25 protein-coding genes are annotated in these 24047 nt (G+C 32.1%); 19 read left to right on the top strand and 6 right to left on the bottom strand.

Annotation, left to right across the window (positions count from 1 at the left end; genetic code table 11):
* The first annotated feature begins 19 nt into the window (after positions 1-19).
* The 14 genes from ACIJYE_RS01380 to ACIJYE_RS01445 all read left to right on the top strand — a co-directional run bounded on the left by ACIJYE_RS01380 (position 20) and on the right by ACIJYE_RS01445 (position 12101).
* Positions 20-913: a branched-chain amino acid ABC transporter permease gene (locus ACIJYE_RS01380; RefSeq protein ID WP_435090691.1), complete on the top strand. Its 894-nt coding sequence runs from the start codon at positions 20-22 to the stop codon at positions 911-913.
* On the top strand, positions 913-1965 hold the full coding sequence (locus ACIJYE_RS01385; protein ID WP_435090693.1) for a branched-chain amino acid ABC transporter permease: 1053 nt from the start codon (positions 913-915) through the stop codon (positions 1963-1965). Before ACIJYE_RS01380 ends, ACIJYE_RS01385 begins: the two co-directional genes overlap by 1 nt.
* Entirely contained in the window at positions 1965-2705 is a 741-nt protein-coding gene (locus ACIJYE_RS01390) for an ABC transporter ATP-binding protein (protein WP_435090695.1), read from the top strand. Before ACIJYE_RS01385 ends, ACIJYE_RS01390 begins: the two co-directional genes overlap by 1 nt.
* Positions 2705-3490, top strand: a complete 786-nt coding sequence (locus ACIJYE_RS01395) for an ABC transporter ATP-binding protein (RefSeq protein WP_435090697.1) — start codon at positions 2705-2707, stop codon at positions 3488-3490. Before ACIJYE_RS01390 ends, ACIJYE_RS01395 begins: the two co-directional genes overlap by 1 nt.
* Entirely contained in the window at positions 3490-4194 is a 705-nt protein-coding gene (locus ACIJYE_RS01400) for an AzlC family ABC transporter permease (RefSeq protein WP_435090698.1), read from the top strand. Before ACIJYE_RS01395 ends, ACIJYE_RS01400 begins: the two co-directional genes overlap by 1 nt.
* Positions 4184-4507, top strand: a complete 324-nt coding sequence (locus ACIJYE_RS01405) for an AzlD domain-containing protein (protein ID WP_435090700.1) — start codon at positions 4184-4186, stop codon at positions 4505-4507. The genes ACIJYE_RS01400 and ACIJYE_RS01405 overlap by 11 nt, the downstream gene beginning before the upstream one ends.
* The gene (glaH, locus tag ACIJYE_RS01410; protein ID WP_435090701.1) at positions 4507-5418 is read left to right on the top strand and encodes a glutarate dioxygenase GlaH; all 912 of its coding nucleotides are present in this window, start codon (positions 4507-4509) and stop codon (positions 5416-5418) included. The genes ACIJYE_RS01405 and glaH overlap by 1 nt, the downstream gene beginning before the upstream one ends.
* Before the next feature lie 33 nt (positions 5419-5451).
* Positions 5452-6219: a pyrroline-5-carboxylate reductase gene (locus ACIJYE_RS01415; protein ID WP_435090702.1), complete on the top strand. Its 768-nt coding sequence runs from the start codon at positions 5452-5454 to the stop codon at positions 6217-6219.
* Positions 6220-6225: 6 nt separating this feature from the next.
* Positions 6226-7017 (top strand): ABC transporter ATP-binding protein, encoded by a 792-nt coding sequence (locus ACIJYE_RS01420; protein WP_435090704.1) that lies wholly within the window; start codon positions 6226-6228, stop codon positions 7015-7017.
* Positions 7017-7724 (top strand): ABC transporter ATP-binding protein, encoded by a 708-nt coding sequence (locus tag ACIJYE_RS01425; RefSeq protein WP_435090706.1) that lies wholly within the window; start codon positions 7017-7019, stop codon positions 7722-7724. Before ACIJYE_RS01420 ends, ACIJYE_RS01425 begins: the two co-directional genes overlap by 1 nt.
* A 1-nt stretch (position 7725) precedes the next feature.
* A complete protein-coding gene (locus ACIJYE_RS01430) occupies positions 7726-8736 on the top strand; it encodes a branched-chain amino acid ABC transporter permease (protein WP_435090707.1) in 1011 nt (336 codons plus the stop codon).
* 35 nt (positions 8737-8771) lie between these two features.
* Positions 8772-10103 carry a branched-chain amino acid ABC transporter permease gene (locus ACIJYE_RS01435; protein ID WP_435091247.1) on the top strand — a complete coding sequence of 444 codons (1332 nt, stop codon included), beginning with the start codon at positions 8772-8774 and terminating at the stop codon, positions 10101-10103.
* Positions 10104-10176: 73 nt separating this feature from the next.
* Positions 10177-11343 carry an MFS transporter gene (locus tag ACIJYE_RS01440; RefSeq protein ID WP_435090709.1) on the top strand — a complete coding sequence of 389 codons (1167 nt, stop codon included), beginning with the start codon at positions 10177-10179 and terminating at the stop codon, positions 11341-11343.
* On the top strand, positions 11340-12101 hold the full coding sequence (locus tag ACIJYE_RS01445) for a sulfite exporter TauE/SafE family protein (protein WP_435090710.1): 762 nt from the start codon (positions 11340-11342) through the stop codon (positions 12099-12101). Before ACIJYE_RS01440 ends, ACIJYE_RS01445 begins: the two co-directional genes overlap by 4 nt.
* A gap of 49 nt (positions 12102-12150) precedes the next feature.
* On the opposite strand, the gene ACIJYE_RS01450 is transcribed toward ACIJYE_RS01445, so the two are convergent.
* From ACIJYE_RS01450 to ACIJYE_RS01475, 6 genes are all read right to left on the bottom strand, one after another.
* Entirely contained in the window at positions 12151-13341 is a 1191-nt protein-coding gene (locus ACIJYE_RS01450; RefSeq protein WP_435090711.1) for an ABC transporter substrate-binding protein, read from the bottom strand.
* A gap of 77 nt (positions 13342-13418) precedes the next feature.
* The gene (locus tag ACIJYE_RS01455) at positions 13419-14276 is read right to left on the bottom strand and encodes a DMT family transporter (RefSeq protein ID WP_435090712.1); all 858 of its coding nucleotides are present in this window, start codon (positions 14274-14276) and stop codon (positions 13419-13421) included.
* A gap of 4 nt (positions 14277-14280) precedes the next feature.
* Complete coding sequence (locus tag ACIJYE_RS01460) at positions 14281-15762, bottom strand: aldehyde dehydrogenase (RefSeq protein WP_435090713.1); 1482 nt, start codon at positions 15760-15762, stop codon at positions 14281-14283.
* Positions 15755-16537 carry an alpha/beta fold hydrolase gene (locus ACIJYE_RS01465; RefSeq protein ID WP_435090714.1) on the bottom strand — a complete coding sequence of 261 codons (783 nt, stop codon included), beginning with the start codon at positions 16535-16537 and terminating at the stop codon, positions 15755-15757. The genes ACIJYE_RS01460 and ACIJYE_RS01465 overlap by 8 nt, the downstream gene beginning before the upstream one ends.
* Before the next feature lie 5 nt (positions 16538-16542).
* On the bottom strand, positions 16543-17130 hold the full coding sequence (locus tag ACIJYE_RS01470; RefSeq protein ID WP_435090715.1) for an amino acid synthesis family protein: 588 nt from the start codon (positions 17128-17130) through the stop codon (positions 16543-16545).
* The gene (locus ACIJYE_RS01475; RefSeq protein ID WP_435090716.1) at positions 17130-18296 is read right to left on the bottom strand and encodes an LLM class flavin-dependent oxidoreductase; all 1167 of its coding nucleotides are present in this window, start codon (positions 18294-18296) and stop codon (positions 17130-17132) included. The genes ACIJYE_RS01470 and ACIJYE_RS01475 overlap by 1 nt, the downstream gene beginning before the upstream one ends.
* A 146-nt stretch (positions 18297-18442) precedes the next feature.
* Here ACIJYE_RS01475 and ACIJYE_RS01480 point away from each other — a divergent pair, with 146 nt between their 5' ends.
* The 5 genes from ACIJYE_RS01480 to ACIJYE_RS01500 all read left to right on the top strand — a co-directional run bounded on the left by ACIJYE_RS01480 (position 18443) and on the right by ACIJYE_RS01500 (position 24046).
* Positions 18443-19186 carry a maleate cis-trans isomerase family protein gene (locus tag ACIJYE_RS01480; protein WP_435090718.1) on the top strand — a complete coding sequence of 248 codons (744 nt, stop codon included), beginning with the start codon at positions 18443-18445 and terminating at the stop codon, positions 19184-19186.
* Between the two features lie 4 nt (positions 19187-19190).
* Entirely contained in the window at positions 19191-20357 is a 1167-nt protein-coding gene (locus ACIJYE_RS01485; protein ID WP_435090719.1) for a M24 family metallopeptidase, read from the top strand.
* A 39-nt stretch (positions 20358-20396) separates the two neighbouring features.
* Positions 20397-21482 carry an ABC transporter ATP-binding protein gene (locus ACIJYE_RS01490; protein WP_435090720.1) on the top strand — a complete coding sequence of 362 codons (1086 nt, stop codon included), beginning with the start codon at positions 20397-20399 and terminating at the stop codon, positions 21480-21482.
* A gap of 125 nt (positions 21483-21607) precedes the next feature.
* Positions 21608-22729, top strand: a complete 1122-nt coding sequence (locus ACIJYE_RS01495; RefSeq protein WP_435090722.1) for an extracellular solute-binding protein — start codon at positions 21608-21610, stop codon at positions 22727-22729.
* A gap of 69 nt (positions 22730-22798) precedes the next feature.
* Positions 22799-24046, top strand: coding sequence for an ABC transporter permease (locus tag ACIJYE_RS01500; RefSeq protein ID WP_435090723.1), 1248 nt, complete (start codon positions 22799-22801; stop codon positions 24044-24046).
* Position 24047: the final 1 nt, after the last annotated feature.

The following is a 24047-nucleotide window of genomic DNA, read 5'->3' on the forward strand; positions in this document are numbered from 1 at the left end:
ATAAACACTTTAAGAATTTATGGACTTTCTAATTTTCCAAGCACCAATGTTGATGGTTCAAGCATCAATGGATGGAATACTATTAGGTATTTTGTTTGCATTAATTGCTTACGGAATGGCATTGCAATGGGGAGTAATGAATATAATTAACATTGCTCAAGGAGAATTAGTAATCATGGGTGGGTACATCGCTTACTTTATGTATCTTTCTGGAATACACCCAGCATTTGGAATAATTGTTTCACCAATTATTATGTATTGTGTGGGTTGGGGAATGTACAAACTTGTTATTAACAAAGTAGTTGATAAAGATTTATTTACATCAATACTTGCAACATTTGGAATAAGTATTCTAGCACAACAGTTAATGAACTTTGCATTTGGTGCAGATGTTGTTGTTGCTCAGTCAAATTTTGGAACAACCATGTTATTTAATAATATGGTTACAATTCCTAATGCTAAAATATTTTCAGGGGCAGTTTGCGTAATATCAGCAATTATTCTTGTTGTTTATATGAGAAAATCTAAGTTAGGCCGCGCAATAAGAGCAACAGCACAAAATGCAAGAGCAGCAAAGATTTTAGGTGTTGATACTGAAAAAGTTTATGCAGCAACTTTTGGAATTAACGCAGCTCTATGTGGAATAGCGGGTGCGTGTATAGCAATTACATTTACGCTTCATCCTTATACGGGATTACCCTACACCGTCAGATCTTTTATGATTGTAATTATTGCTGGATTAGGAAATTTACCAGCAGTAGCAATATCTGGAATGGGTTTAGGGGTATTTGAAGAATGGGCAGACTATTTGCTTGGAACAGAGTTTAGAATAGCAGCAGTATTTTCATTACTAGTAATTATACTAGTTTACAGAAGGTTTAAATTATCAAGAAAAAGAGAGTATTTAAAATAATGAATAAAAACACTCTTTTATATTTAGGACTATTAGTTTTTGGATTAGTTGGAGCATTTTTGTTTCCAGCTTACAAACTTCAATTATCATTTCTTTATATTTTGATTGTACTAGCTATGACATGGGATGTTCAAGGTGGTCAAATGGGCTACAATACATTTGGCAATATATTATTCTTTGGTATTGGAATGTATGTTGCATCGAGCACTCAAATAGCAATGTTTTTTTCATTAGCTGAATGGACAGATGCTGGTGGTGAAAAAACTTTTGTGCATACTATTCCACAATTTTTCCAAGGTTTTGGCGTAGGAATAATTTTATCAGGAATAATCCCAATGATTATAGCTGGAGTTATAGGTTATGGAATTTTAGGTTTAAGAGGTCACTATTTTGCAATTTGTACCTTGGCATTAGGAATTGCTGCTGGAGAAATAGCTGGAGGAATAGAAATTATTGGAGCAGGTCAAGGTATGACAGTTCCTGTTTGGCCAAAAGGATTTGGTTCTAACGAGTCTTCATCACAATTTTTATATTACTTAAGTTTTGCTTTAGCAGTTATAACATTTGTTACTTTAAAATGGGCATACAGCACTAGGTTTGGATTAGTTTTAAATGCAATAAGAGACAATGAAGACAAAGCAGAGGCAATGGGAATTCATACAATGAGATATAAAATTATTGGCTGGATGGTTTCAGCATTCTTTGTTGGAATAGCTGGTGGTTTAATGGGTCATATTAATGGTTACATTGAGCCAACAGAAATTGCATTTGCTGGACCAACTTTTGGAGTGTTCATGGTTTTAATGGCAATTCTTGGTGGAAAAGGAACTTTATGGGGACCACTTGTTGGTGCAACTGTTTTTCATTTGTTTAAAGAAGGTTTTTGGACATACTTTTTAGGTTGGCAGTATGTTGCTTTAGGAGTTTTAATTGTAGTAATCGTTGTTTACTTTCCTGAGGGAATAATGGGGTGGTTAAGAGAAAAATACCCAGAAAAATTTGGTGAAACAATTGATGAGGCAGATCGAAAGGCACAGGTAGAATTAAAATAATGTCTATATTAGATGTAACAGGAGTTAGTAAATCTTTTGGTGGTGTAAAGGCTAACGTTGATATTTCAATGTCTGTTGAACAAGGTTCTATTGTTGGATTAATTGGACCAAATGGATCAGGAAAAACAACACTATTTAATTCTATTGTTGGAACCTATCCCATTGATAAGGGTTCAATTAAATTTGATGGAACTGAAGTTTCTGAATTACCAGTTCCTGTTGTTGCAAAATTAGGATTACTAAGAACTTTTCAACAAACAAGAATTTATGGAAAATTAAACTGTATTGAAAATATGTTAATTAGCCATAAGCCAGAAAATGATGGAATTTTAACTGTATTTCAAAAAATACCGTCTGATTTAACAGATAAAGCTGAAACTTTACTAAAATTTGTTGGTCTTCACCAAAAAAGAAAGCTTAGAGCAGGAGACCTTTCTTTTGGTCAACAAAAATTATTAGAACTTGCTATGGCATTAATGAATGAGCCTAAAATGCTTTTATTGGATGAGCCAACAGCAGGAATTAATCCAACATTAATAAATGGAATTATTGATCGTTTGATTAAAGTAAATAAAGAATATGGGATTACTTTATTGGTTATTGAGCACAATATGAAAGTAATTATGAACTTAGCTCAAAAAGTTTTTTGTTTAGCGCATGGTCAAATGCTAGCTAATGGAACACCTGAAGAAATAAAAAATGATAAGCGAGTATTAGATGCTTACTTGGGGGCTCAATAATGTCTAGCCAATATGATGTATTAGGAAAAGCACCTGGACCAGAAGAGTTACAAAAATTATCTCCTGATAATAATCATGTAACTATTAATAAGTTATCTGCTGGTTATGGAAAAATGGAAATTCTTCATGATTTTGATCTACGAGTAAACAAAGCCCAATCTTTATGTTTGATTGGACCAAATGGTGCAGGAAAATCTACAATACTTCATTCAATTTATGGATTTACAAATATTTTTTCAGGACAAATAGAAATTGATGGAAAAGAAATTACAAATTTAACGCCAGCAGAAAAACTCAAGTCATGTGGTATTGCGTATATTTTACAAGATAACTCTGTTTTTTCAGATATGACAGTGGAAGAAAATTTATTGATGGGTGGTTATATAAAAGAAAATACAGATGAATCTTATCAAGAGGCAGAAAGAATTTTTGAAAAATATGAAAGATTAAGAAATAGAAGAAATCAACCAGCTAAAGTTTTATCTGGTGGTGAAAGAAGATTATTAGAAATATCAAGGGCACTTGTTATGAAGCCATCTGTGTTATTGGTAGACGAACCTTCAATTGGTTTAGAGCCAAGATATATCGATATGGTTTTTGAAATCTTAAGAGATCTTCAAGTAAATGAAAAAAAAACAATCATATTGGTAGAACAAAATGCTAAAAAGGGATTAGAGTTTGCAGATATTGGGTATGTACTTGTATCAGGACAAACTGCTATCGCTGGCAAAGGGGATGACTTATTAAACAATCCTGATGTTGGTAGATTATTCCTTGGAGGCTAATGATTAATAAAGAATTTTTCTTTAGAGGCTTCAAATCTATAATAAAACCAGATAGTCCAGCACTTGCCCTTGGATGTTGTTTTATAGCTATCGGAGCATTACTTAAAAATTTAGGTTTTAATATTCAAGAAAGTATTTTTTCAACAATGTTAACATATGCTTTACCAGGTTCATTGGTAATGGCTGAGTCATTGTTAGTTGGAGCATCATTATTAAATATTTTTTTAGCTGTTTGGTTTGTTAATGCTCGATTATATCCAATGGCTGTTTCTTTATTCCCATTAATGATTCATAGAAGCCAACCAAAATGGAAATATTATTTCTCATGTCACTTCATTGCTGTGTCTGCATGGCTTATAATGAAGAGCAATTATAAAAGTATTGAGAAAAAAAATAGAATAGATTTTTGGATTGGTATTGGTTGTGCAACTTGGACAACAGCTGTAATTGGAACTATCATTGGATTTTATACCTCTGACTATCTTGATAAAAATATCATGATGGGTCTAGCAATTTTAAATCCAATTTATTTCTTATGTATGATGGTAGGTGCAATGAAAACTATCCAAATAGGGGCGTCAGTAATATTAGGTTTATTACTTGGGCCAATTTTTTATTTTTTTTCTCCAGAATGGTCAATTTTACTTGGTGGACTTATTGGTGGAACTATTGCTTACTTTATAGGAGAATTACGTGTCAACTAGTGTAGTTCTTGCAATTATAGTTACATCGTTTGCTACTTTTTCTTCTAGATTATTAGGTGTTATTTCATCAAAAGGAATAAAGGAAACTTCAAAGTTATTTAGATGGTTTAATTGTTTAGCTTACTCAACTTTAGCTGCATTGATTGCAAGAACAATTATTTTTCCTGTAGGAGTGTTATCTGATGCAAGCTATTTAAGTAGAGGAACAGTAGTACTGTTTTGCTTATTTATATTTTTTATATCTAAAAGAAATTTTGTTTATCCAACAGTAATATCTGCTATCATGATGGCATTACTAAGTGAGTATTTATAATGGAAAAAATTCCTGGTTTAACAATTTCAGAACACAATAATTCGAAAAGAATAATTAATATTGATATAGAAAATGAAATCATTGAAAAACTTATTTTTCCATTCAATAAATTTGATTTAACAGCATTAGAACTTAAACCTTTTACTCGTTTTACTATTGCAAAAAGTTTTGATGATTTGACAGAAAATAAGCTTAGTAAACTGATGAATTCTATAATTAGAGATAGATCTACAGGATGTTTTGTAATTGGCCCTAAAAATATTTCTGCAAAAATTAATGATAAATTTTTAGTTAAACTCTCTACAGCTATTGCTCATTTAATTGGAATTCCTAACCATGATTCTATGGCAGGTAAATATTACGCACGGTTTGTTGTGAAGCATGAAGACAAAAGTGACTCGTATTTAAGAAAAGCATATAGAAATATGGATCTTCATACTGATGGTACTTATGTTAAAGAAATTACAGACTGGTTATTAATGTCTAAAATTGACGAACAAAATGTAGAAGGTGGAGAGACAGCAATGTTACACCTTGATGATTGGGAACACTGTGAGGATCTATATAATGATCCTGTAGGTAGACAGAATTTTATTTGGGGCTCACCTAAAAGTAAAAATATAGATTACAAAGTAGAACATTCAGTTTTTTCATCTGATAAAAATGGCAAACCTAATATTTCTTATATTGATCAATTTCCTGAGCCTAAAAATATGGAACAAGGTAATTTTTTACAAAGATTATCAGATGCTTTAGAAGAAAGTAAAAATAAAACTATTACTAAACTACCTGTTGGATCTGCAATAATTGCTAATAATTACTTTTGGCTTCATGGGAGAAAACCTTTTAAAGAAAATGAAGAATTAAGTAGAGAATTATTAAGAATTAGAGGCTCTTTTTTTATTAATTAATTGAATATAATCAATATAAAGTAACCAAAATTTATGAATTTAGGATTTATAGGTACGGGCAAAATAGCATCATCAGTAATCACTGGTATTTGCACATCTAAAATTTCATTTAATAAAATTATAATTTCACCAAGAAACAAAAGAATTGCCAAGAATTTAAAAAAAAGATTTAAAAAAGTAATAATTGCTAAAGATAATCAACAAATTGTTAATAAGTGTGATTGGGTATTTTTATCAGTTACACCTACAGTAGGAGATAAAATAATCAAAGAGTTAAAATTTAAATCAACACAAACTATAATTAGTTTTATTTCTACAATAACTTTATCTCAGTTAAAAAAGGCAATAAAAGTTAAAGCTAAAATTGTAAGAGCTATACCTTTGCCGCCAATTTCACTAAAAAAAGGACCAGTACCTATCTGTCCTCCTAACAAAAAAGTTAAAGCATTCTTTGACAAAGTTGGAACAACTGTTGAAATAAAAAATGAAAAATTATCTATTAATTTTTGGTCTACTTCAGGAATGATGGCGCCTTTTTATCAATTGTTAAGTTCAATGACAAACTGGTTAGTTAAAAGAGGTGTTAAAAGAGATAATGCTCAAAAATATATAACTTTTTTATTTTTAGCTTTGTCAGAAGACGCTGTTGTTAATTCAAAAAAGGATTTAAAATATTTGGTAAAAGAGTCTCAGACTCCTAAGGGATTAAATGAACAAGGTGTTAAAGAACTAACAAAAGCTGGTTTTTATAAATCTTTAGAGAAAACTCTCAATAGTATACATAAAAGATTAAATAAATAAAATTTCATGGATCAACAGAATATTTTACAAATCGAAAATCTATCCAAATATTTTGGAGGGTTAGCTGCAGTTTCAGATTGCTCTTTAAAAATTAAGAAGGGCTCTATCACAGGAATTATTGGACCTAATGGTTCAGGTAAAACTACTTTATTTAATTTAATTGCTGGAAATTTAAAATCTTCTCAAGGAAAAGTTCTTTTTAATAATGAAGATGTGACTGATGTTCCTTCGTATGAATTATTTTCAAAAGGAATTTTAAGAACATTTCAGATAGCACACGAGTTTACAAATTTATCAGTTTTAGAGAATTTAATGATGGTACCAGCAAATCAATCTGGAGAAAAATTAATGACTGCTTTATTAAAACCAAGTTTAGTTAGAACTGAAGAATTAGCAGTAAAACAAAAAGCTCAGGACGTAGTTGATTTCTTAAACCTTACCCACTTATCAAATGAATTAGCTGGAAATTTATCGGGTGGTCAAAAAAAATTATTAGAACTTGGAAGAACTATGATGGTTGATGCAAAAATAGTATTACTCGATGAAGTAGGAGCGGGAGTTAACAGAACGTTACTTAAAGAGCTAGGAACTGCAATCCTTAAGCTAAATAAAGAGCAAGGGTATACATTTTGTATGATTGAGCATGATATGGATTTTATTAGTAGATTGTGTGATCCAGTTATTGTCATGGCTGAAGGATCTGTCTTATTTGAAGGAACTGCTGATGAGGTTAAAAAAGATGAGAAAGTTATAGATAGTTATTTAGGTAGAGGATCAAAACTAAAGGATGAAAATTAATGGCATTTTTTGAAGGTATAAAAATGACAGGTGGTTACGGTAATGGTCCTGATATAATTAATTCTTGTTCAGTTGATGTTAATAGGGGCGAAATAGTTTCAATTCTTGGGCCTAATGGAGCTGGTAAATCAACAGCAATGAAAGCTATGCTTGGTCTTTTAGATTTAAAATCAGGTTCTGTAGTAATTGATGGAAAAAATATCTCAAAACTTTCTCCACAAGAAAGAGTTAGAGCTGGAATTTCATTTGTGCCTCAAACAAAAAATGTTTTTGCTGGAATGACAGTTGAAGAGAATTTAGAAATGGGAGCCTATCTAAGAGATGATAACTTTCAAAATATTATAGAGGAAATTTATGATTTATTTCCCATACTAAGAGAAAAAAGAAGTCAGTTAGTTGGTGAATTATCAGGTGGTCAAAGACAACAAGTTGCTCTTGGAAGAGCATTAATGATTAAGCCATCAGTATTAATGTTGGATGAACCCACTGCTGGTGTTTCTCCAATAGTTATGGATGAATTATTTGACCACATTATTAAAGTTAAAAGAACAAATGTTGCAATTTTAATGGTTGAGCAAAATGCCAAACAAGCACTAAATATTTCTGATCGTGGATATGTACTTGTTACTGGTGAAAACAAATATGCAGGCACTGGTAAAGAATTATTAAATGACCCAAGAGTAAGAAGCTCTTTTTTGGGAGGATAGTATGGATTTATTAAACGCAATTATATTACTGTTAAATTATATTTTTGTTCCTGCCTTAGCTTATGGATCACAACTAGCGCTTGGTGCAATTTTTGTAACTTTAATCTATGGAATTTTAAGATTTGCAAATTTTGCAACTGGAGACATGATGGCATTTGGAACTATGGTAACTATTATATTCACATGGTACTTTCAATCAATTGGAATTTCTTTAGGTGTTTTACCAACAGCTCTTCTTGCAATACCGTTTGCGATAATTTTTATGATTGGCTACATGCTCTTTGTAGATAAATTTGTTTTTAGATATTATAGAGTTAACAAAAGTCCTCCCGTCCAACTTGCGATGGTTAGTATTGGTGTAATGTTTGTAACTCAAGCTGTTGTTAGAATAATAATTGGACCATCTGATAGAAGATTTTTTGATGGAGAAAAATTTATTATTAAAGCGGGTGAATTTAAAGAAATGACAGGACTTAACGAAGGATTAGCAATTAAATCAAGTCAGGTAATAACTATATTTGTAACACTTGTATTGGTTTCAATTCTATTTTGGTTTTTAAATAAAACAAAGACAGGAAAGAGTATGCGTGCTTATTCAGATAATGAGGATTTAGCTTTATTATCAGGAATTGACCCTAAAAGAGTGGTCATGATTACTTGGATTATTGCAGGTATTCTAGCAACAATTGGAGGTGCTTTATATGGTTTAGATAAAAGCTTTAAGCCTTTTACCTACTTTAACAACATGCTACCAATTTTTGCTGCCGCAATTGTTGGGGGTATTGGAAATCCTTTTGGAGCATTTTTGGGAGGTTACGTTATAGCTTTTTCAGAAATATTTATAACTTACGCATATAAGAAATTTTTTATGTATATGTTGCCAGAAAGCATGGAGCCTGAAACTTTAGTGCAACTATTATCAACAGATTATAAATTTGCTGTCTCATTCTCCATACTGGTCATTGTTTTGTTATACAGGCCTAATGGAATATTTAAAGGTAAGGTACTTTGAGAAAAAATCTAAACATAATTGCTGCTTACACAATAATGATGGGCTTAATTATTTTGGTTGGAATATTTCAATCATGGAACGTTGCTCTTTCAATTTTTAATATGTGTTTAATTTCTGCAGTAATGACAATGGGAGCAAATGTACAATGGGGTTACGCTGGTTTAATTAATTTTGGTCTTATGGGTTATGCTGCACTGGGTGGTTTAGCTGCAGTTTTAATATCAGTTGATCCTGTTCAAGAAGCGTGGCGCGCAGGTGGCTTCGACATCTTGATGTGCCTATGGCTCATTATCGTAATGATTTTGGCTATTCGCTTCATCTTGAAGAATTTTGCTAAATCAAATTTTAGAACTTATGGAATTGCATCAATCATTATTACTGGAATTATAATTATTAGAGTAACTGCTGAACCTGGCATTGAAGCTATTGAAGCAGTTAATCCTGCTAAAACAGGATTTCTTGGAGGCTTTGGATTACCAATAATGTTTTCATGGATAGTGGGAGCTTTCTTTGCTGGTGGGCTTGCATTTGTAGTTGGAAAGGTTGCACTTGGATTACGAGCTGACTATTTGGCAATTGCCACATTACTAATTTCTGAAATTGTCATTGCAATAATTAAACATGAAGATTGGTTATCAAGAGGGGTTAAAAATGTCATAGGATTAGATAGACCAGTACCTTACGAGGTTAATCTTCAAGCTACGGAATGGTTTATCAATCTAGTTGCAAAATTTAATTCAAATAAATTAGATCTAATTTCTAATGTAGTGGACAAACAAGCTGCACTTAATCAATTAGTAATTGAAGGATCGTCAGTTTTTGTAAAACTTTGTTACTCAGGATTATTTTTAGTGGTAGTAATAGCATTATTAATAGTTACTCAAAAAGCACTTTATTCTCCATGGGGAAGAATGATGAGAGCAATTAGAGATAATGAAGAAGCAGCAAATGCTATGGGTAAAAATGTTGTTAAACAACATTTGTTGATATTTATTTTAGGTTCAGCAATAGTTGGAATTGCTGGAGCTATGTTGGTCACTCAAGACGGTTTGTTCACACCAGGAAGTTATAGACCTATGAGATATACTTTTTTAATTTGGGTCATGGTTATAGTAGGTGGTAGTGGTAATAATTTTGGAGCTATTTTGGGGGGATTTGCAGTCTGGTTTTTATGGATAGAAGCTGCTCCTATTGCTTTATTTTTAATTAATTTATTTACAGCTGGAATGGCTGATACTCACGCATTGAAAATTCATTTAATTGAGAGTGTTCCTTACTTTAGATATTTGATGATGGGCCTTGGTTTGTTGTTAATAATGAGATACCGTCCAAAAGGTATACTTCCAGAAAAAATAGAGATTAAATAATTACAATGAAATATATTATATTAGGTGCCGCGATAGCTTGGGCTATGTATATAGCAGACAAGTATATGTTTTAATGAACAAAAATCTTTGGCTACTGATCTTAAGTCAGATTTTTGCATTCACTGCTGCACCAGTTACAGTTTTTTTAAGTGGAATAATTGGTTCTCAATTTAGTCCTATAAAATTATTAGCAACTCTACCGATGGCACTTTCAATTGTGGGAATAGCTATTTTTGCAATTTTTGCAGCAAAAGTTATGAGTGTAATTGGAAGACAAGCAGGCTTTATATTTGCATCAGTTGGTAGCTCATTGTCAGCATTGTTAGCATCATATTCGATTATTATTGAAAGCTTTATCTTATTTAACTTAGCAAACTTTTTACTTGGCGCTGGAGTAGCATTCAGTCATCAATATCGTTTTGCAGCTGTTGAAACAGTTCCAAAAGATATGGCACCTAAGGCAATATCAATTATATTATTAGCAGGAATAGGTTCAGCTTTTATAGGCCCAAATGTTGCCAATATAACAAAAAACATTATAGCTGAACATTTGTATTCTGGATCTTATATTGCATTGGCAGCTTTAACTCTTACTTCAACAATCTTTTTATTATTTTACAAGGACGGACATAAAAGAAACCATGTTAATAAAAAAATTTCTCGTAGTTATTTAGAATTAGTTTCACAACCAAGATTTTTACAAGCTTTGGTCGCTTCAGCATTTGCTTATGCGGTAATGTCATTTTTAATGACAGCAACACCAATAAGTATGCATGTAATGGAAAAAATTAGTTTAACTAAAACAGGACTTGTAATTCAGCTTCATATCGCTGCAATGTTTTTACCATCTCTAATAACTGGAAACTTGATAAAAAAATTTGGTCATAGCAAAATAATGTATGTGGGTGTTATATTATTTTCAGTTACAATTTTAACAAGTTTATTTGAACAAAATTTTTTTAATTATCTAATAGCTTTAATTTTTCTGGGGTTTGGTTGGAATTTTTTATTTATATCAGGTACCAGTTTATTAGTTTTGTCTTATAGAGAAGAAGAGAAATTTAAGGCACAAGGGTTTAATGATCTTATAGTATATTCAGTTCAAGCAGTTGCAAGTTTATCAGCTGGTATATTTATCACCTTAACTAGCTGGAAAACAATGAATTTAGTTTGTGTAGTTTTTCTAATAATTATTATTATTTCAACTCTAAGAGCAGATTTTGTGGATAAAAAAAGATGAACTTTTTAACTTATCTGGATTTCAGTTTGTTGGAACTTTTTCTAATAAGCTTGATTATACTAGTTGCATCTACGATAAGAGGATTTAATGGTTTTGGGTTTTCGGCCACTTCTGTTTCAGGACTAGCATTTATATTACCAGCTGTCGAAATTGTTCCAATTATTCTGATACTTGAAGTAGCGATTAGTATTTTTATGGTTCCTTATATTTGGAATAAGATTAATTGGAAATTTGTGTTTCAAATTTTAATAGGAATTGCAATTGGTTCACCAATTGGTCTTTATCTTTTGAAATTTTTTTCCCCAAATTTTACTCACTTATTGATCTGCATTATTATAATATTTTTTTCAATTCTTTTAATGAAAGGTTATTCAAATAAAAAGATTGATAATAATTTTATAAAAATTTTAACAGGAACTATTTCTGGTGCATTGAATGGGTTATCAACTTTAGGTGGTTTGCCAGTGGCTTTGTTTTTACTTATTACAAGCATGCAACCAATTTTTATAAGGGGTTCATTAGCAGCATTATTTTTTATAACTGACACTTATGCATTTTCTTTGAGTTATTTTGGAGGGATTGTTGATATGACTACTATATATAGATCTGTTCCTCTTATAATTATTTTACCTTTAGGCGTTTTTATTGGCAATAAATTCTTTGTGAAAAGCAGAGAAGAAACTTATAGAAAAGTAGTCTTTTATTTTTTGATAACTGTCTCAGTAATTGGTATTTTAAGAATTTTGTATAATTTTTAAAAAAACCCCAGTAATTTTCATCACTGGGGTTTTTAAAATTAGATATTAACTATCTTTGTTTTTTAGTTTTAAATTTTCCACCTTTGATTTCTTGCTCTAAGAAAGAACCTTCAGCTTCACCAACGCTAGTAAAAGTTACTCCAGTTGCACCTTCGTAATTTACTTTTTTACCTTTGGCTAATAAATCCAATCCTTTTTTAAGCTCACCTGGATAAATTTTAGTTCCAGGAGCATTAGCAACATCCATCACATTTTTTGCAATTGATGCTCTGTCAGCTGAATTACCAGCTTGCATTGCTAAAACTATTAAAGCAGCTGCGTCGTAAGATTCACCAGTGTATGGACCAGAAGAATCAATACCAGCAGCTTTTGCTACGTCAGCAAATACTCCGGCACCTTTTCCAGTTGATCCTGGCATTGTTCCAAAAGATTTACTTAAACCTTTTCCAAATGCATCAACTAGTGATTGTCCAATCATACCATCTGATAAAACAAAAGTGTCAAAAGCACCTGAGTCTAATGCAGCTTGAATCATACCTTTTCCACCTTGGTCAAGATATCCAATTACAGCCATAGCATCACCACCAGCAGAAGCTAGTGTTGCAACTTCAGATGAGTAGTCAGCTTTACCATCTTCATGAGCAGTAACAGCTGTAACTTTAATACCATGAGCTTCGGCAGCAGCTTTATAAACATCTGCTAAACCTTTTCCGTAGTCATTATTAGTATAAGTTATAGCTACACTTTTAACTTTTCTATCCTTAGTTACGTCAGCTAAAATTTGACCACCTCTAGCATCAGAAGGAGCTGTTCTAAAAAAGAATCCTTTGTCATCTAGAGTTGTTAATCCTGGTGAAGTTGCAGAAGGTGAAATCATTACTACACCATTTGGTACAGCAACGTTTGATGCAATTGCACCAGTTACACCTGAACAGTCAGCACCCATAATTGCTGCTACACCTTGTGAAATAACACCTTCAGCTGCTGCAGTTGCTGCCGCTGAGTCAACACAAGTTGAGTCTGCTCTTACTACTTCAATTTTTTTTCCACCCAATAGTGAACCTGAGTCAGAAGCTTCTTTAAAAGCAAGTTCTGCAGATCCAGCCATAGCTGGTGTTAGTGATTCAATAGGACCCGTAAATCCTAAAATAATCCCCATCTTAATCGCATGTCCATCTGCCATTACATTAGTTCCAAATGTTGAAACAAACATAAATGCAGCAATAAATAGTTTTTTCATTCTCGTCCTCTTTATATTGTTAACAATTTATAAAAAGACAATTAAATGATGATTATTAATACAATTCAATGACAAAATTACTTAGTTTTCTGAAGTAAATATATTGATGTAATAACGATAATTCCTCCAAATACTGTGATTAAAGAAGGCACCTCACCAAAGATAAAGAAAGTTAATATAAGGCCAAATACTGGAAATAGTGAATAAAAAGGCATCACCATTCCAACTGGATAAAATTTATATAAATAAAACATCATCATATGTCCGAGTATTGAAATAATTATTCCAGCGTACATAACCGCAAGCCATCCAAAAGACTCAACGCCATTAATTTGCTCAACAACATTTCCTTCAAATATATGAGAAAAAATGATTAGAACCACAAAACCAATCAATCCCATAATTGAGTTTGTAAATTTTACATCTAAATTTTTAATATATCTTGAGAAAACTTGTGACAATCCATAAAAAAAAGCCATACCAAAAATTAATAATGTTCCAAAAATTTCATCCATAATTTTTGGATCAAAGGCTATCAAAATTATTCCAACGAATGATAGAAATATAAAAATCCATTTTTTGAAACTAATGTTTTCATTTAAAAATAAGGAACTTATTAATATTGCAAACGGTATTGACAGTTGTGCTCCAATTGTAATTGGTGCTAATATAGAAACAGCATTAATAGATAAATATAAAAACATATTCACTCCAGCTCCCATACATAATGAAAATCCGATTAATGGTAGTAAATATTTTTTTTCAGGAATTTTTATTTTACAAAATGGTATTAAGCATAAAAAAACAAATCCCATTCTTAACGCCCCAAAGAAAATTGGATTCATTGATGCGTTTAAGCCAAATTTACCCAAAGGATAAGCGCTTCCAAGAAAAAACATTACTAAAACAATTAAAGCTGTATGTTTAGGAGACAAAATATTATCTAATTGAAAATGGATCTAAGGATGGTTCGTCAGATGTATAGAACCACGTTGTCTTTACCCTTGTATAATCTTTAATTGAGTCAATACCTGCCTCTTTTCCGTAACCACTGTCTTTAATACCTCCAAAGGGTGCCGAAGGAGAAATTAATCTGTAAGTATTTACAAATGTAATACCTGCTCGTATCGCTTTAGACACTCTTAATCCTTTTGAAAGATTACTTGTATAAACTCCTGAAGACAAACCATATTGATTGTCATTCATTTTATTAACAACTTCTTCTTCAGTATCGAATTTCATTACAGATAATACTGGTCCAAATAATTCATTTTCTGCAACAGGCAAATTATGATTGTCACATTCAATAATTGTTGGTGGAAAATAATACCCTTCATTAGAGAACGAGTCTCTTTTGCCACCACATTTTACTTTTCCACCTTGATTAATTGTATCTTTTATATTTTTTTCAATAGTTTCTAATTGTTTAAAACTACTTAGTGGCCCCATTTCTGTTTCTGGATCCATTGGTGTGCCGATTTTTATTTTTGATGCACGATTTGAAAGTTTATTTAAAAATTCATCATAAATACCTTTTTGAATATAAAGTCTTGATCCAGCTATACAGCTTTGACCACTAGCACCAAATATTCCAGCAACAATTCCATTTATTGCATTTTCTTGGTCAGCGTCATCAAAAACTGCCACAGGACTTTTTCCACCTAGCTCAAGACTTACTTCAGACAAATTGTCCGCCGAATTCCTGATTATATGTCTTGCTGTTTCTGGTCCACCAGTAAATGCAATTTTTTCAACTAAATCATGGGTGGTAAGTGTTTTTCCACATGGATCACCAAATCCAGTAATAACGTTAACTACACCTTTAGGGATACCGGTTTTTTCTATTAGCTTAGCAAACTCAAACATAACTGCAGGAGCAAGTTCAGATGATTTAATTACTACAGTGTTACCCATAGCAAGAGCAGGAGCTAACTTAGTTGCTGTCAAAAACATTTGTGAGTTCCATGGAATGATTGCTGCAATTACACCAATAGGAATTCTGGTTGTTATTGCCTGAATATTTGGTTTATCAATTGGAAGAACTGTACCTTCAACTTTATCTGCTAGACCAGCATAATAATCATAATAGTCGGCAATATAAATTGCTTGTTTTTTAGTTTCTCTAATAATTTTTCCAGTGTCAATTGTTTCAATCTCACCAAGCATTTCAGCATTTTTTCTTAGTTGTTCGCCAATCGCTCTTAAAAATTTTGCTCTTTCTTTTGGAAGTAGTTTTGGCCATTCACCTTCAAATGCTTTTTGGGCCGCATTGACTGCTTTATTAACATCATTAGCACTAGCCTCAGGCACAACTGCCCAGGGTTTATTATTTTCAGGATTTAAAGTTTCAAAAGTTTTTTTATTTTCAGAGTCAATCCACTCACCATCAATAAACATCTTATACTGTTTTAATTTAGTCATTCTTTTCAACAAAATTTTTGATACTTAAATTTACCTCATCTGCACACTCAATACCACAAAGATGTTTTCCATCTTTAATAATTTTTAATTCACTATTTTTGATTACTTTATTTAATTCTTGTGACATTTTTATTGTTGAACCATAATCATACTCTCCTGTCATTAATAAAGTATTAATCTTAATTTTTTCAAATTCTTCATCATTTTGATGTTTTACAAAAAGCTTATAAGCTTTTAAAAAGTTTTCAATATTATTTGAAGATAAAATTGAACTAATTTTTTCATAGGTATCCGGGTTATCTTCTAAGTATTTATCTGTAAACCATCTTTTTAAAGCTTGTTTTGAAAGCTTTAAGTCCTTTTTGGCTTGGTTAAATCTTTCATTAACTATTTGCTGTTGTTTCGATGTTCTTTTGTAAATTGAACCTAAAAGAATTAATGACCTCAGTCGATTGTTAAACCTTGTTGAAAAATTTCTAGCAATTAATGATCCAATTGAAAAGCCTACCAAGTGTATCTTGTCTATCTTAAGCTCATCTATTAAATCTAAAAGTTGATTAGAAAAATCATTAAAATCTATTTGTTCTTTTTCTAGCTTTGATTTTCCATGTCCTAAAATATCATAAGAAAGTGTGCTATAATTTTTAAAAAAATCTAACTGTGGTTGCCAGATTTCATGAGTTAGGCCAACACCATGAATAAAAACTATTGGTGATGATTGTTCTTTCTTATTATATAAATAAAAGGTACCTGATGCAGTATTTCCAGTTGTCATCAGTTTTATTTTGGCTCAATACCCATTTCTTTCATATCCTGGTATCTATCACCTGTTCTTGCATGCGCCCTTCCAGATGATGCGCCACCTATAGCGATTACAATTTCATCATCGAATGGAGCATCATGTATGGTGAATTCATGTGTTAAATAATAAGGTCTTAAGCCAGAGTCTGTTTTATGCATCATTGGAATTGAAATTTTTGAACCAGCAGGACCTCTTGTATTTGTAAAACTTAGGTAAGAAGTTCCTCCAACAGCATCTCTAAATTTATTTCCAAATCTTAAAGTATGAATAAATGCTGAAGCATGCTCAATTTCTCCATTAAGGCCAACAGTTCCAGCCTTACCATAAGCTAATATTTTATCTGGAGAACCAATTTCTTTTATTAATTCTGGAACAAGAATATCTCCTAACTTAGGAGCAAGATCTAATATAACTGGTTTTAAATCCTCAACAAAACCTTGGTCAGCCCAAGGGTTTTTAAAAACTGCTGCAACTGAAACAAGCAAAACAGGTTCTTTAGCTTCTTTGCCACCTTCAACAAAAGTCTTATCAACAAATTTTGTAAATTTTCTTAGTTCAAGTTTCATTAACTAGCTTTCTCCACACCATTTTTTTCAAAATTAATTTTTGGTATAACCTCATCATTAAACAGTTTTATACTTCGCATGCAAGCTTCATGATCTATTCCAGGAAAGTTAGACCATACTTGCAGATTTTGAAGATTTAGTTCTGATTTAAGCTCATTGATCTTGTTCACAACATATTCTGGAGTTCCAAATAATAAATTTCTTTTGTGAAGAAAATCATAATTTAATAAATCTAGTTTATGTCTTGTTTCTGGCAGCTCTTCACCAGGATCCATGTGATTTCCCAAACCCCTCCAATGACATACCCATTTCATATAATTTATTATATGTTCACCAGCTAATTTTTCTGCTTCTTCCATTGTTTCAGCAATAAACATATCTCTTACTAACGAAATACCTTCACCTAAAGGAATATCTCTATTTTCAGCTTTAGATTTTGCCTCTTGATAAATTTCAAATCTTTTCTTTAATGCTTTTACAGTTGGTATCCACATTATTGTGTTTAGTCCATTTTGTGCTGCCCATTCAATTGATCTAGCTCCATCAACAACTTGCCATATTGGTGGATGTGGATTTTGTTTAGGTTTTGGAACAATACTTATCTTTTTAATTTCATTTGTTTTTGTATCTAAAAATTCTTCACTCGGTGGGCTCATGTCGTGTTGCCATGTAAAGTTTGGAGAAGGGTAAGTGTAAAATTCGCCCTGATGACTGAAAAATTTTTCAGTCCAAGCTTTTTTCATTATTGTTAAACTTTCTTCAAACAATCTAAAGTTTTTTGCTTGGTCTTTAAGATCAGCTTCTTTATTCATATTGATAGCTTCTCTTCCATAAATTCCACGACCTATTCCAACATCAACTCTGCCATTAGATAATTGGTCAAGTAAGGCAATATCTTCTGCTAATCGGATGGGGTTATGAAAAGTAATGACATTACAAGCTTGTCCAATTCTAATTTGTTTTGTTCTTGCTGCAGCATCAACCCCCATCATCAAAGGATTTGTGCACGACTCCATTCCTTCATGATTAAAATGATGTTCAGTGTACCAAATTGAGCTCCAATTATTTTGATCACAATAAGTAGTGATCTCTTTTACTTCATCTAATAATTGATTGTATGGTTTATGATTCCAATTAGTTGTGTTGCAAAAATATCCAAATTTCATTCAAACCTCCTAAATAATTAAATTTAAGACGATCGATCCCACTTTCGTATAGCTTTGAAGTCTTACGACGAGTTATGTATCGCTATTAATGAAAACCTTAATTTAACTAGACAATTTTAGCAATATATATTTAATCTCTTTGACGTATGAAACTTGATAAAATTGACCCAAAATACTTAGAAAAACCTAATCCAAGAATTGGTCTAATTACCCTTGCAAGTGACTTTAGAATTGAAAAAGATTTTAACAATGTAATTTATGGAAAGGAAATTGATTTATTTTCTAATCGCATTCATTGTTACAATCCATTGACTAACGAAACATTGAAAAAGATGGCTGATGATATCACTGATGTCACAAAAGAAATTCTTCCAGATCAAAAATTAGATTGTGTTGCATATGGTTGTACTTCAGGAACAATAGCTGCTGGATATACTTCAATTTATGAAAAAGTTAATCTTGCAAAACCCAATACCAAAGTCACAACTCCAATCACATCAGCTATTAAGGCTTTAAAAAAATTTAACTTTAACAAAATATCTGTGTTCACGCCTTATACTAATGAAATTAACCAGTCTGTTGTAGAATATTTTAAAAAAGAGAATATTGAAGTTGTTTCATTATCTTTCTTTGATATTGCATCTGATCTTGATATTGGAAAAGTAGATCAAAACTATCTATTTGAAATATTATCTAAAATTGATTTATCTAAAAGTGATGCTTTGTTTGTTTCTTGCACTGCGCTTCCTGTTTTATCTATAATAGATAAGTTGGAAAAAAAACTAGGTAAGATTGTGCTTTCAAGCAACCAAACATTGATCTGGGATACATTAAAAGAGATAAATTATAATAAAAATATTGACGGTTTCGGACAATTATTTAAAGATTAAAAATATGGATTTTACAAAAGAAGAATACAAAGAAAGATTAAAAAAAGTTCAAAAAATGATGCAAAAAAAAGGCATCGAACTATTAATTTCACACGACACAAATAATTTAAATTATTTAACGGGTTATGATGCGTGGTCATTTTATTATGCTCAATGTGCAATAGTTCATGTTGATGCTGAAGAACCATTATGTTTTGTCAGAGCACAAGACTCTGGAGGAGCATATATAAAAACATATTTAAAAGATGAAAATATTATTGTTTATGATGAAAATTATATTCATACATGGCCAAAACATCCTTATGATTATTTAGTTCAGATAATTAAAGAAAGAAAGTGGGATAAACTTTCTGTAGGTGTCGAAATGGATGCTCATTATTATACAGCATTCTGCCATGAAAAAATTAAACAAGGTTTACCAAATGCTAAAATCATAGACAGTGATAGACTGGTTAACTGGGCAAGATTAGTAAAATCAGATGCTGAAATTGGATTTATGAAATCAGCAGCATTGATTTCTCAAAAAGGAATGAAGACTGCAATGGAAGTAATTAATCCAGGCGTTAGACAATGTGATGCGGTAGGTGAAATTCAAAAATCATTATTTTATGGAACAGAGGAATTTGGGGGAGAGTATTCAAGTATCGCAACTTTACTTCCAACAGGTAAGGGCACTTCAGCTTCACATTTAACTGCTACTCAAGATAAATTTGTAGAAGGTGAGGCAACTATTATTGAATTGTCAGGTGTTTATAAAAGATATCATGCGCCAATGGCTAGAACAGTGTTACTTGGCAAACCTGATCAATTAAAAATTGATACAATGAAAAAAACTATTGAGGCGCTAGAAACAGGAATTAGTGCTGTAAAACCTGGGAATACTGCAGATGATGTAGCGCAAGCGTTTTGGAAAATATTAGATAAATATGGAATTGATAAAAAATCAAGAACTGGATATTCAATTGGAATTGGATACCCACCGGACTGGGGAGAGCATACTCTTAATATATATAAAGGGGACATGACTGTTTTAGAGCCAAATGTTTGTTTTCATATGATAGCAGTAATGCAATTTGGTGATTGGGGTGTTGAAGCATCTGAGGCTATTAGAGTAACAGAAAATGGCAGTGAATTGTTTTGTAATATGAGTAAAGAGTTACATATTAAATAAATTACTTGATTATCAATCTAACAAATGTTTTAAAGTCGTATGGGTAATGATCACTTTGTAAGATTTGAGAATGTAGATAAAAGTTACGACGGTAAGCAACTGGTCGTAAAAGGTTTAGATCTAGATATTGCCGAAGGTGAATTTGTAACAATGCTTGGACCCTCTGGTTCTGGAAAAACAACATGCTTGATGATGTTGGCTGGATTTGAAACTCCAACGAACGGACAAATTTATTTAGATAACAAAGTTATTTCAGATATTCCTCCACACAAAAGAGGAATTGGAATGGTATTTCAAAATTACGCTTTGTTTCCCCACATGACTGTTTATGAAAATTTAGCATTTCCATTAAGAGTAAGAAAAATTCCAAAAGATGAAGCTGATAAAAAAGTTGATAAAGCATTATCAATGGTATCTCTTCAGGGTTTTGAGTCTAGAATGCCAATGCAATTATCAGGCGGACAACAACAAAGGGTAGCTGTCGCAAGATCGTTAGTGTTTGATCCACAATTAGTTTTGATGGATGAACCTCTTGGTGCCTTGGATAAAAATTTAAGAGAAAGCATGCAGTATGAAATTAAACATATTCACGAAAGCATTGGTGTAACAGTTGTATACGTAACACACGATCAAACTGAAGCTTTGACGATGTCTAATAGAATTGCGGTTTTTAATGACGGAAAAGTTCAACAACTTTCTAGTCCTGATGAATTATATGAGAGACCTGTTAATTCTTTTGTTGCAGAGTTCATTGGAGAAAACAATACTTTTGCAGGAGAAGTATCTGATGTTTCGGGTGATAAATGCAAAGTTAAACTAACTTCAGGTTCAGAAATTTTAGCAAATCCAATTGTTGCAAAAGCAAAAGGGGAAAAAACTACAGTATCATTGAGACCTGAAAGAGCATTGATTGATCCAGAAACTAAAATGGATAACAATCACAAGGGTAAGATTGAAGAAGTTATATATCACGGTGATCACACAAGATTAAGAGTGGATCTTTTGGGTAATGATCAATTTATTCTAAAAGTTCCAAATAGCTCAAATAGAATGGACATTAAAGCAGGTAAAGAAATTAATATCGGTTGGAATAGTGTTGACTGCAGAGCTTTAGATCCCAAATAATAATTATTTTTATTTCAAAAAACCTTATTGAATCAGCATTAAAATGACCTGTTGACTTCACTAGTCAATTTTGTTGTACTTTCGCTTTATAAAATAAAAAACGTTAACGTTAAATAGGAGAATACATGAAAAAAATAAGTAAATTATTACTTGCTCTTTCTTTTGTACTTTCTGTAACAACTTCAGCATTTGCAGTTACTGTAGTATCTTGGGGTGGAGCTTACACAGAGTCACAAAAATTGGGTTACGGTGATCCTACAGCGGCAAAACTTGGAATACCTGTAAATTGGGTAGACTACACTGGTGGATTATCAGAAATTAAAGCTCAAAAAGAAGCTGGAAAAATAACTTGGGACATTATCGATGTATACGCAAAAGATACTATCGTTGGATGTGACGAAGGTATTTTCCATGAATTCGATTTTGACAAAGACTTCGCACCTGCTCCAGATGGAACACCTGCAAGTCAAGACTTCTTTACTGGTATGCCTTCAAAATGTGCAGTTGGAAACATTCTGTACTCTTGGAACTATGCTTACAATGATGCAACAATTGGTGATAAAAAACCAAGCACATTGAAAGACTTTTTTAACACTAAAAAGTTCCCTGGTAAGAGAGCTCTTTACAAAGGTGCAATGTCTAACTTAGAAATTGCTATCACTGCAGACGGTGTAAACCCTGGTAAAGGTTCTGACTTAACTTACAGAAAACTTGATGCTGATGGTGGAATTGACAGAGCTATGAACAAACTTAAAGCTTTATGTGAAGATCCAAATGGCGGATGTGTATTCTGGAATGCTGGAGCTCAACCACCAGAACTACTTGCTAATGGTGAAGTAGTAATGGCTACTGGTTGGAATGGTAGATTCTTTAACGCACAAATGGAAGGAACTCCACTTGTACAAGTTTGGGATGGACAAATTCTTGACTATGAATACTTTGCATTAGTTAAAGATGGTCCAGGTTATGCTGACGGTTCAGCTATGAAAGTACTTAGAGAAATGACTAGCTCAGAAGGTTTAGCTGGAAGTGCTAAGTACATTGCATACGCGCCTTGGAGAAAATCTTCAATCGCCGTTATGGAAGCTGGAGAGCCTTGGTTTAAAGATGGTAAGACTTACATGGTACCACATATGCCAACAGCACCTGCTAACACAAAAAGATATATCCTTATGAACCCTGAGTTTTGGGCAGATAACCAAGACGAAATCGGTGAAAAATGGGAAGCTATGAAAGCTGGTCTATAATTTAGTTTTATAGAATAGTTTTTTATACTATATTAAAGGGGCAGTTATTTATAACTGCCCTTTTTTATTATGAGCAAAGAACAAATATTATCATCTGACGGATTACCTTTAGAAGTTAGCTTAAAAAAAGCTGAACGAAAAAATAAACTCAAAGCCGTTGCGCTCGTTGCCCCATTGTTTTTATTTATTTTAATTATTTATATATTTCCAATTGGAGATATGCTTTTTAGAAGTGTTGATGATCGAATGATCACTAAAATGCTTCCTAAGACATTTGCCGCGATGGAAAAATGGGATGGCCAAGATTTACCAGAAGAACCAGTTTACAAAGGTCTTTATGAAGATTTATCTTATTTAAAAAAGAATAAAACTTATGGTAAAATTATAGCTAGATTAAATTATGAAAAAGGTGGCTTTAGTAGCTTAATAAAAAAAACAGTTAGAAAAATTAGTAAATTTGAAGAAGGTAATTATAAAGAACAGTTTATCAAAGTTCATAAAAGGTGGGGTCAAAGTGAATATTTGGTAGCTCTAAAAAATACAGCTCCGAATTGGTCTTATGCCAAATATTTAAAAGGTATAGATAGAAAATTTGATCAAGATAGAAATATAATTCAAGTTCCAGAAGATAGAAGAATACACAAAACTTTATGGTTAAGAACATTAAACGTAGCTTTTTGGGTTACCATATTCTGCTTTATTCTTGCTTACCCAATATCACACTTATTAGCGACGCTGCCTATGAAATACAGTAATTTACTAATGATTTGTGTCTTACTTCCTTTTTGGACCTCATTGTTAGTTAGAACTTCTAGTTGGATGGTTTTACTTCAGCAACAGGGACCCATAAATGATTTAATTGTTTGGATTGGCTTAGCCGCTGACGATAATAGGCCAGAGCTGATGTATAATGTAATAGGGACGTTTGTTGCAATGACCCAAATATTATTACCTTTCATGGTTCTACCTCTTTATAGTGTGATGAAGACTATATCACCTAGCTTGATGAGAGCTGGAAAATCATTAGGTGGAACACCACTTGTATCTTTTGTTAAAATTTATTTTCCATTAACCATTCCTGGAATTGGTGCCGGATGTTTATTGGTATTTATTTTAGCGATAGGATATTACATTACCCCTGCATTAGTGGGTGGAGCAAGTGGATCATTAATTAGTAACACAATTGCTTATCATATGAAGAGTTCATTAGACTGGGCGTTTGCATCTGCTCTTGGAACGATGTTGTTAGTTGGAGTACTAACTATTTATTGGATTTATAATAAACTTGTAGGAATAGATAATATTAAATTAGGATAAT

It is taken from the genome of Candidatus Pelagibacter bacterium nBUS_30, assembly GCF_051201245.1.
In the GTDB taxonomy this organism is placed as follows: Bacteria; Pseudomonadota; Alphaproteobacteria; order Pelagibacterales; family Pelagibacteraceae; genus Pelagibacter.

What these genes read in the sequence shown, in the direction of transcription:
- ACIJYE_RS01495 (WP_435090722.1), top strand. Translation starts at nt 21,608, where the DNA reads ATGAAAAAAATAAGTAAATTATTACTTGCTCTTTCTTTTGTACTTTCT.
- ACIJYE_RS01400 (WP_435090698.1), top strand. Translation starts at nt 3,490, where the DNA reads ATGATTAATAAAGAATTTTTCTTTAGAGGCTTCAAATCTATAATAAAA.
- ACIJYE_RS01425 (WP_435090706.1), top strand. Translation starts at nt 7,017, where the DNA reads ATGGCATTTTTTGAAGGTATAAAAATGACAGGTGGTTACGGTAATGGT.
- ACIJYE_RS01470 (WP_435090715.1), bottom strand. Translation starts at nt 17,130, where the DNA reads ATGAAACTTGAACTAAGAAAATTTACAAAATTTGTTGATAAGACTTTT.
- ACIJYE_RS01430 (WP_435090707.1), top strand. Translation starts at nt 7,726, where the DNA reads ATGGATTTATTAAACGCAATTATATTACTGTTAAATTATATTTTTGTT.
- ACIJYE_RS01415 (WP_435090702.1), top strand. Translation starts at nt 5,452, where the DNA reads ATGAATTTAGGATTTATAGGTACGGGCAAAATAGCATCATCAGTAATC.
- ACIJYE_RS01500 (WP_435090723.1), top strand. Translation starts at nt 22,799, where the DNA reads ATGAGCAAAGAACAAATATTATCATCTGACGGATTACCTTTAGAAGTT.
- ACIJYE_RS01435 (WP_435091247.1), top strand. Translation starts at nt 8,772, where the DNA reads ATGATGGGCTTAATTATTTTGGTTGGAATATTTCAATCATGGAACGTT.
- ACIJYE_RS01450 (WP_435090711.1), bottom strand. Translation starts at nt 13,341, where the DNA reads ATGAAAAAACTATTTATTGCTGCATTTATGTTTGTTTCAACATTTGGA.
- ACIJYE_RS01440 (WP_435090709.1), top strand. Translation starts at nt 10,177, where the DNA reads ATGAACAAAAATCTTTGGCTACTGATCTTAAGTCAGATTTTTGCATTC.
- ACIJYE_RS01485 (WP_435090719.1), top strand. Translation starts at nt 19,191, where the DNA reads ATGGATTTTACAAAAGAAGAATACAAAGAAAGATTAAAAAAAGTTCAA.
- ACIJYE_RS01380 (WP_435090691.1), top strand. Translation starts at nt 20, where the DNA reads ATGGACTTTCTAATTTTCCAAGCACCAATGTTGATGGTTCAAGCATCA.
- ACIJYE_RS01460 (WP_435090713.1), bottom strand. Translation starts at nt 15,762, where the DNA reads ATGACTAAATTAAAACAGTATAAGATGTTTATTGATGGTGAGTGGATT.
- ACIJYE_RS01420 (WP_435090704.1), top strand. Translation starts at nt 6,226, where the DNA reads ATGGATCAACAGAATATTTTACAAATCGAAAATCTATCCAAATATTTT.
- ACIJYE_RS01390 (WP_435090695.1), top strand. Translation starts at nt 1,965, where the DNA reads ATGTCTATATTAGATGTAACAGGAGTTAGTAAATCTTTTGGTGGTGTA.
- ACIJYE_RS01395 (WP_435090697.1), top strand. Translation starts at nt 2,705, where the DNA reads ATGTCTAGCCAATATGATGTATTAGGAAAAGCACCTGGACCAGAAGAG.
- ACIJYE_RS01475 (WP_435090716.1), bottom strand. Translation starts at nt 18,296, where the DNA reads ATGAAATTTGGATATTTTTGCAACACAACTAATTGGAATCATAAACCA.
- ACIJYE_RS01385 (WP_435090693.1), top strand. Translation starts at nt 913, where the DNA reads ATGAATAAAAACACTCTTTTATATTTAGGACTATTAGTTTTTGGATTA.
- ACIJYE_RS01490 (WP_435090720.1), top strand. Translation starts at nt 20,397, where the DNA reads ATGGGTAATGATCACTTTGTAAGATTTGAGAATGTAGATAAAAGTTAC.
- ACIJYE_RS01465 (WP_435090714.1), bottom strand. Translation starts at nt 16,537, where the DNA reads ATGACAACTGGAAATACTGCATCAGGTACCTTTTATTTATATAATAAG.
- glaH (WP_435090701.1), top strand. Translation starts at nt 4,507, where the DNA reads ATGGAAAAAATTCCTGGTTTAACAATTTCAGAACACAATAATTCGAAA.
- ACIJYE_RS01480 (WP_435090718.1), top strand. Translation starts at nt 18,443, where the DNA reads ATGAAACTTGATAAAATTGACCCAAAATACTTAGAAAAACCTAATCCA.
- ACIJYE_RS01445 (WP_435090710.1), top strand. Translation starts at nt 11,340, where the DNA reads ATGAACTTTTTAACTTATCTGGATTTCAGTTTGTTGGAACTTTTTCTA.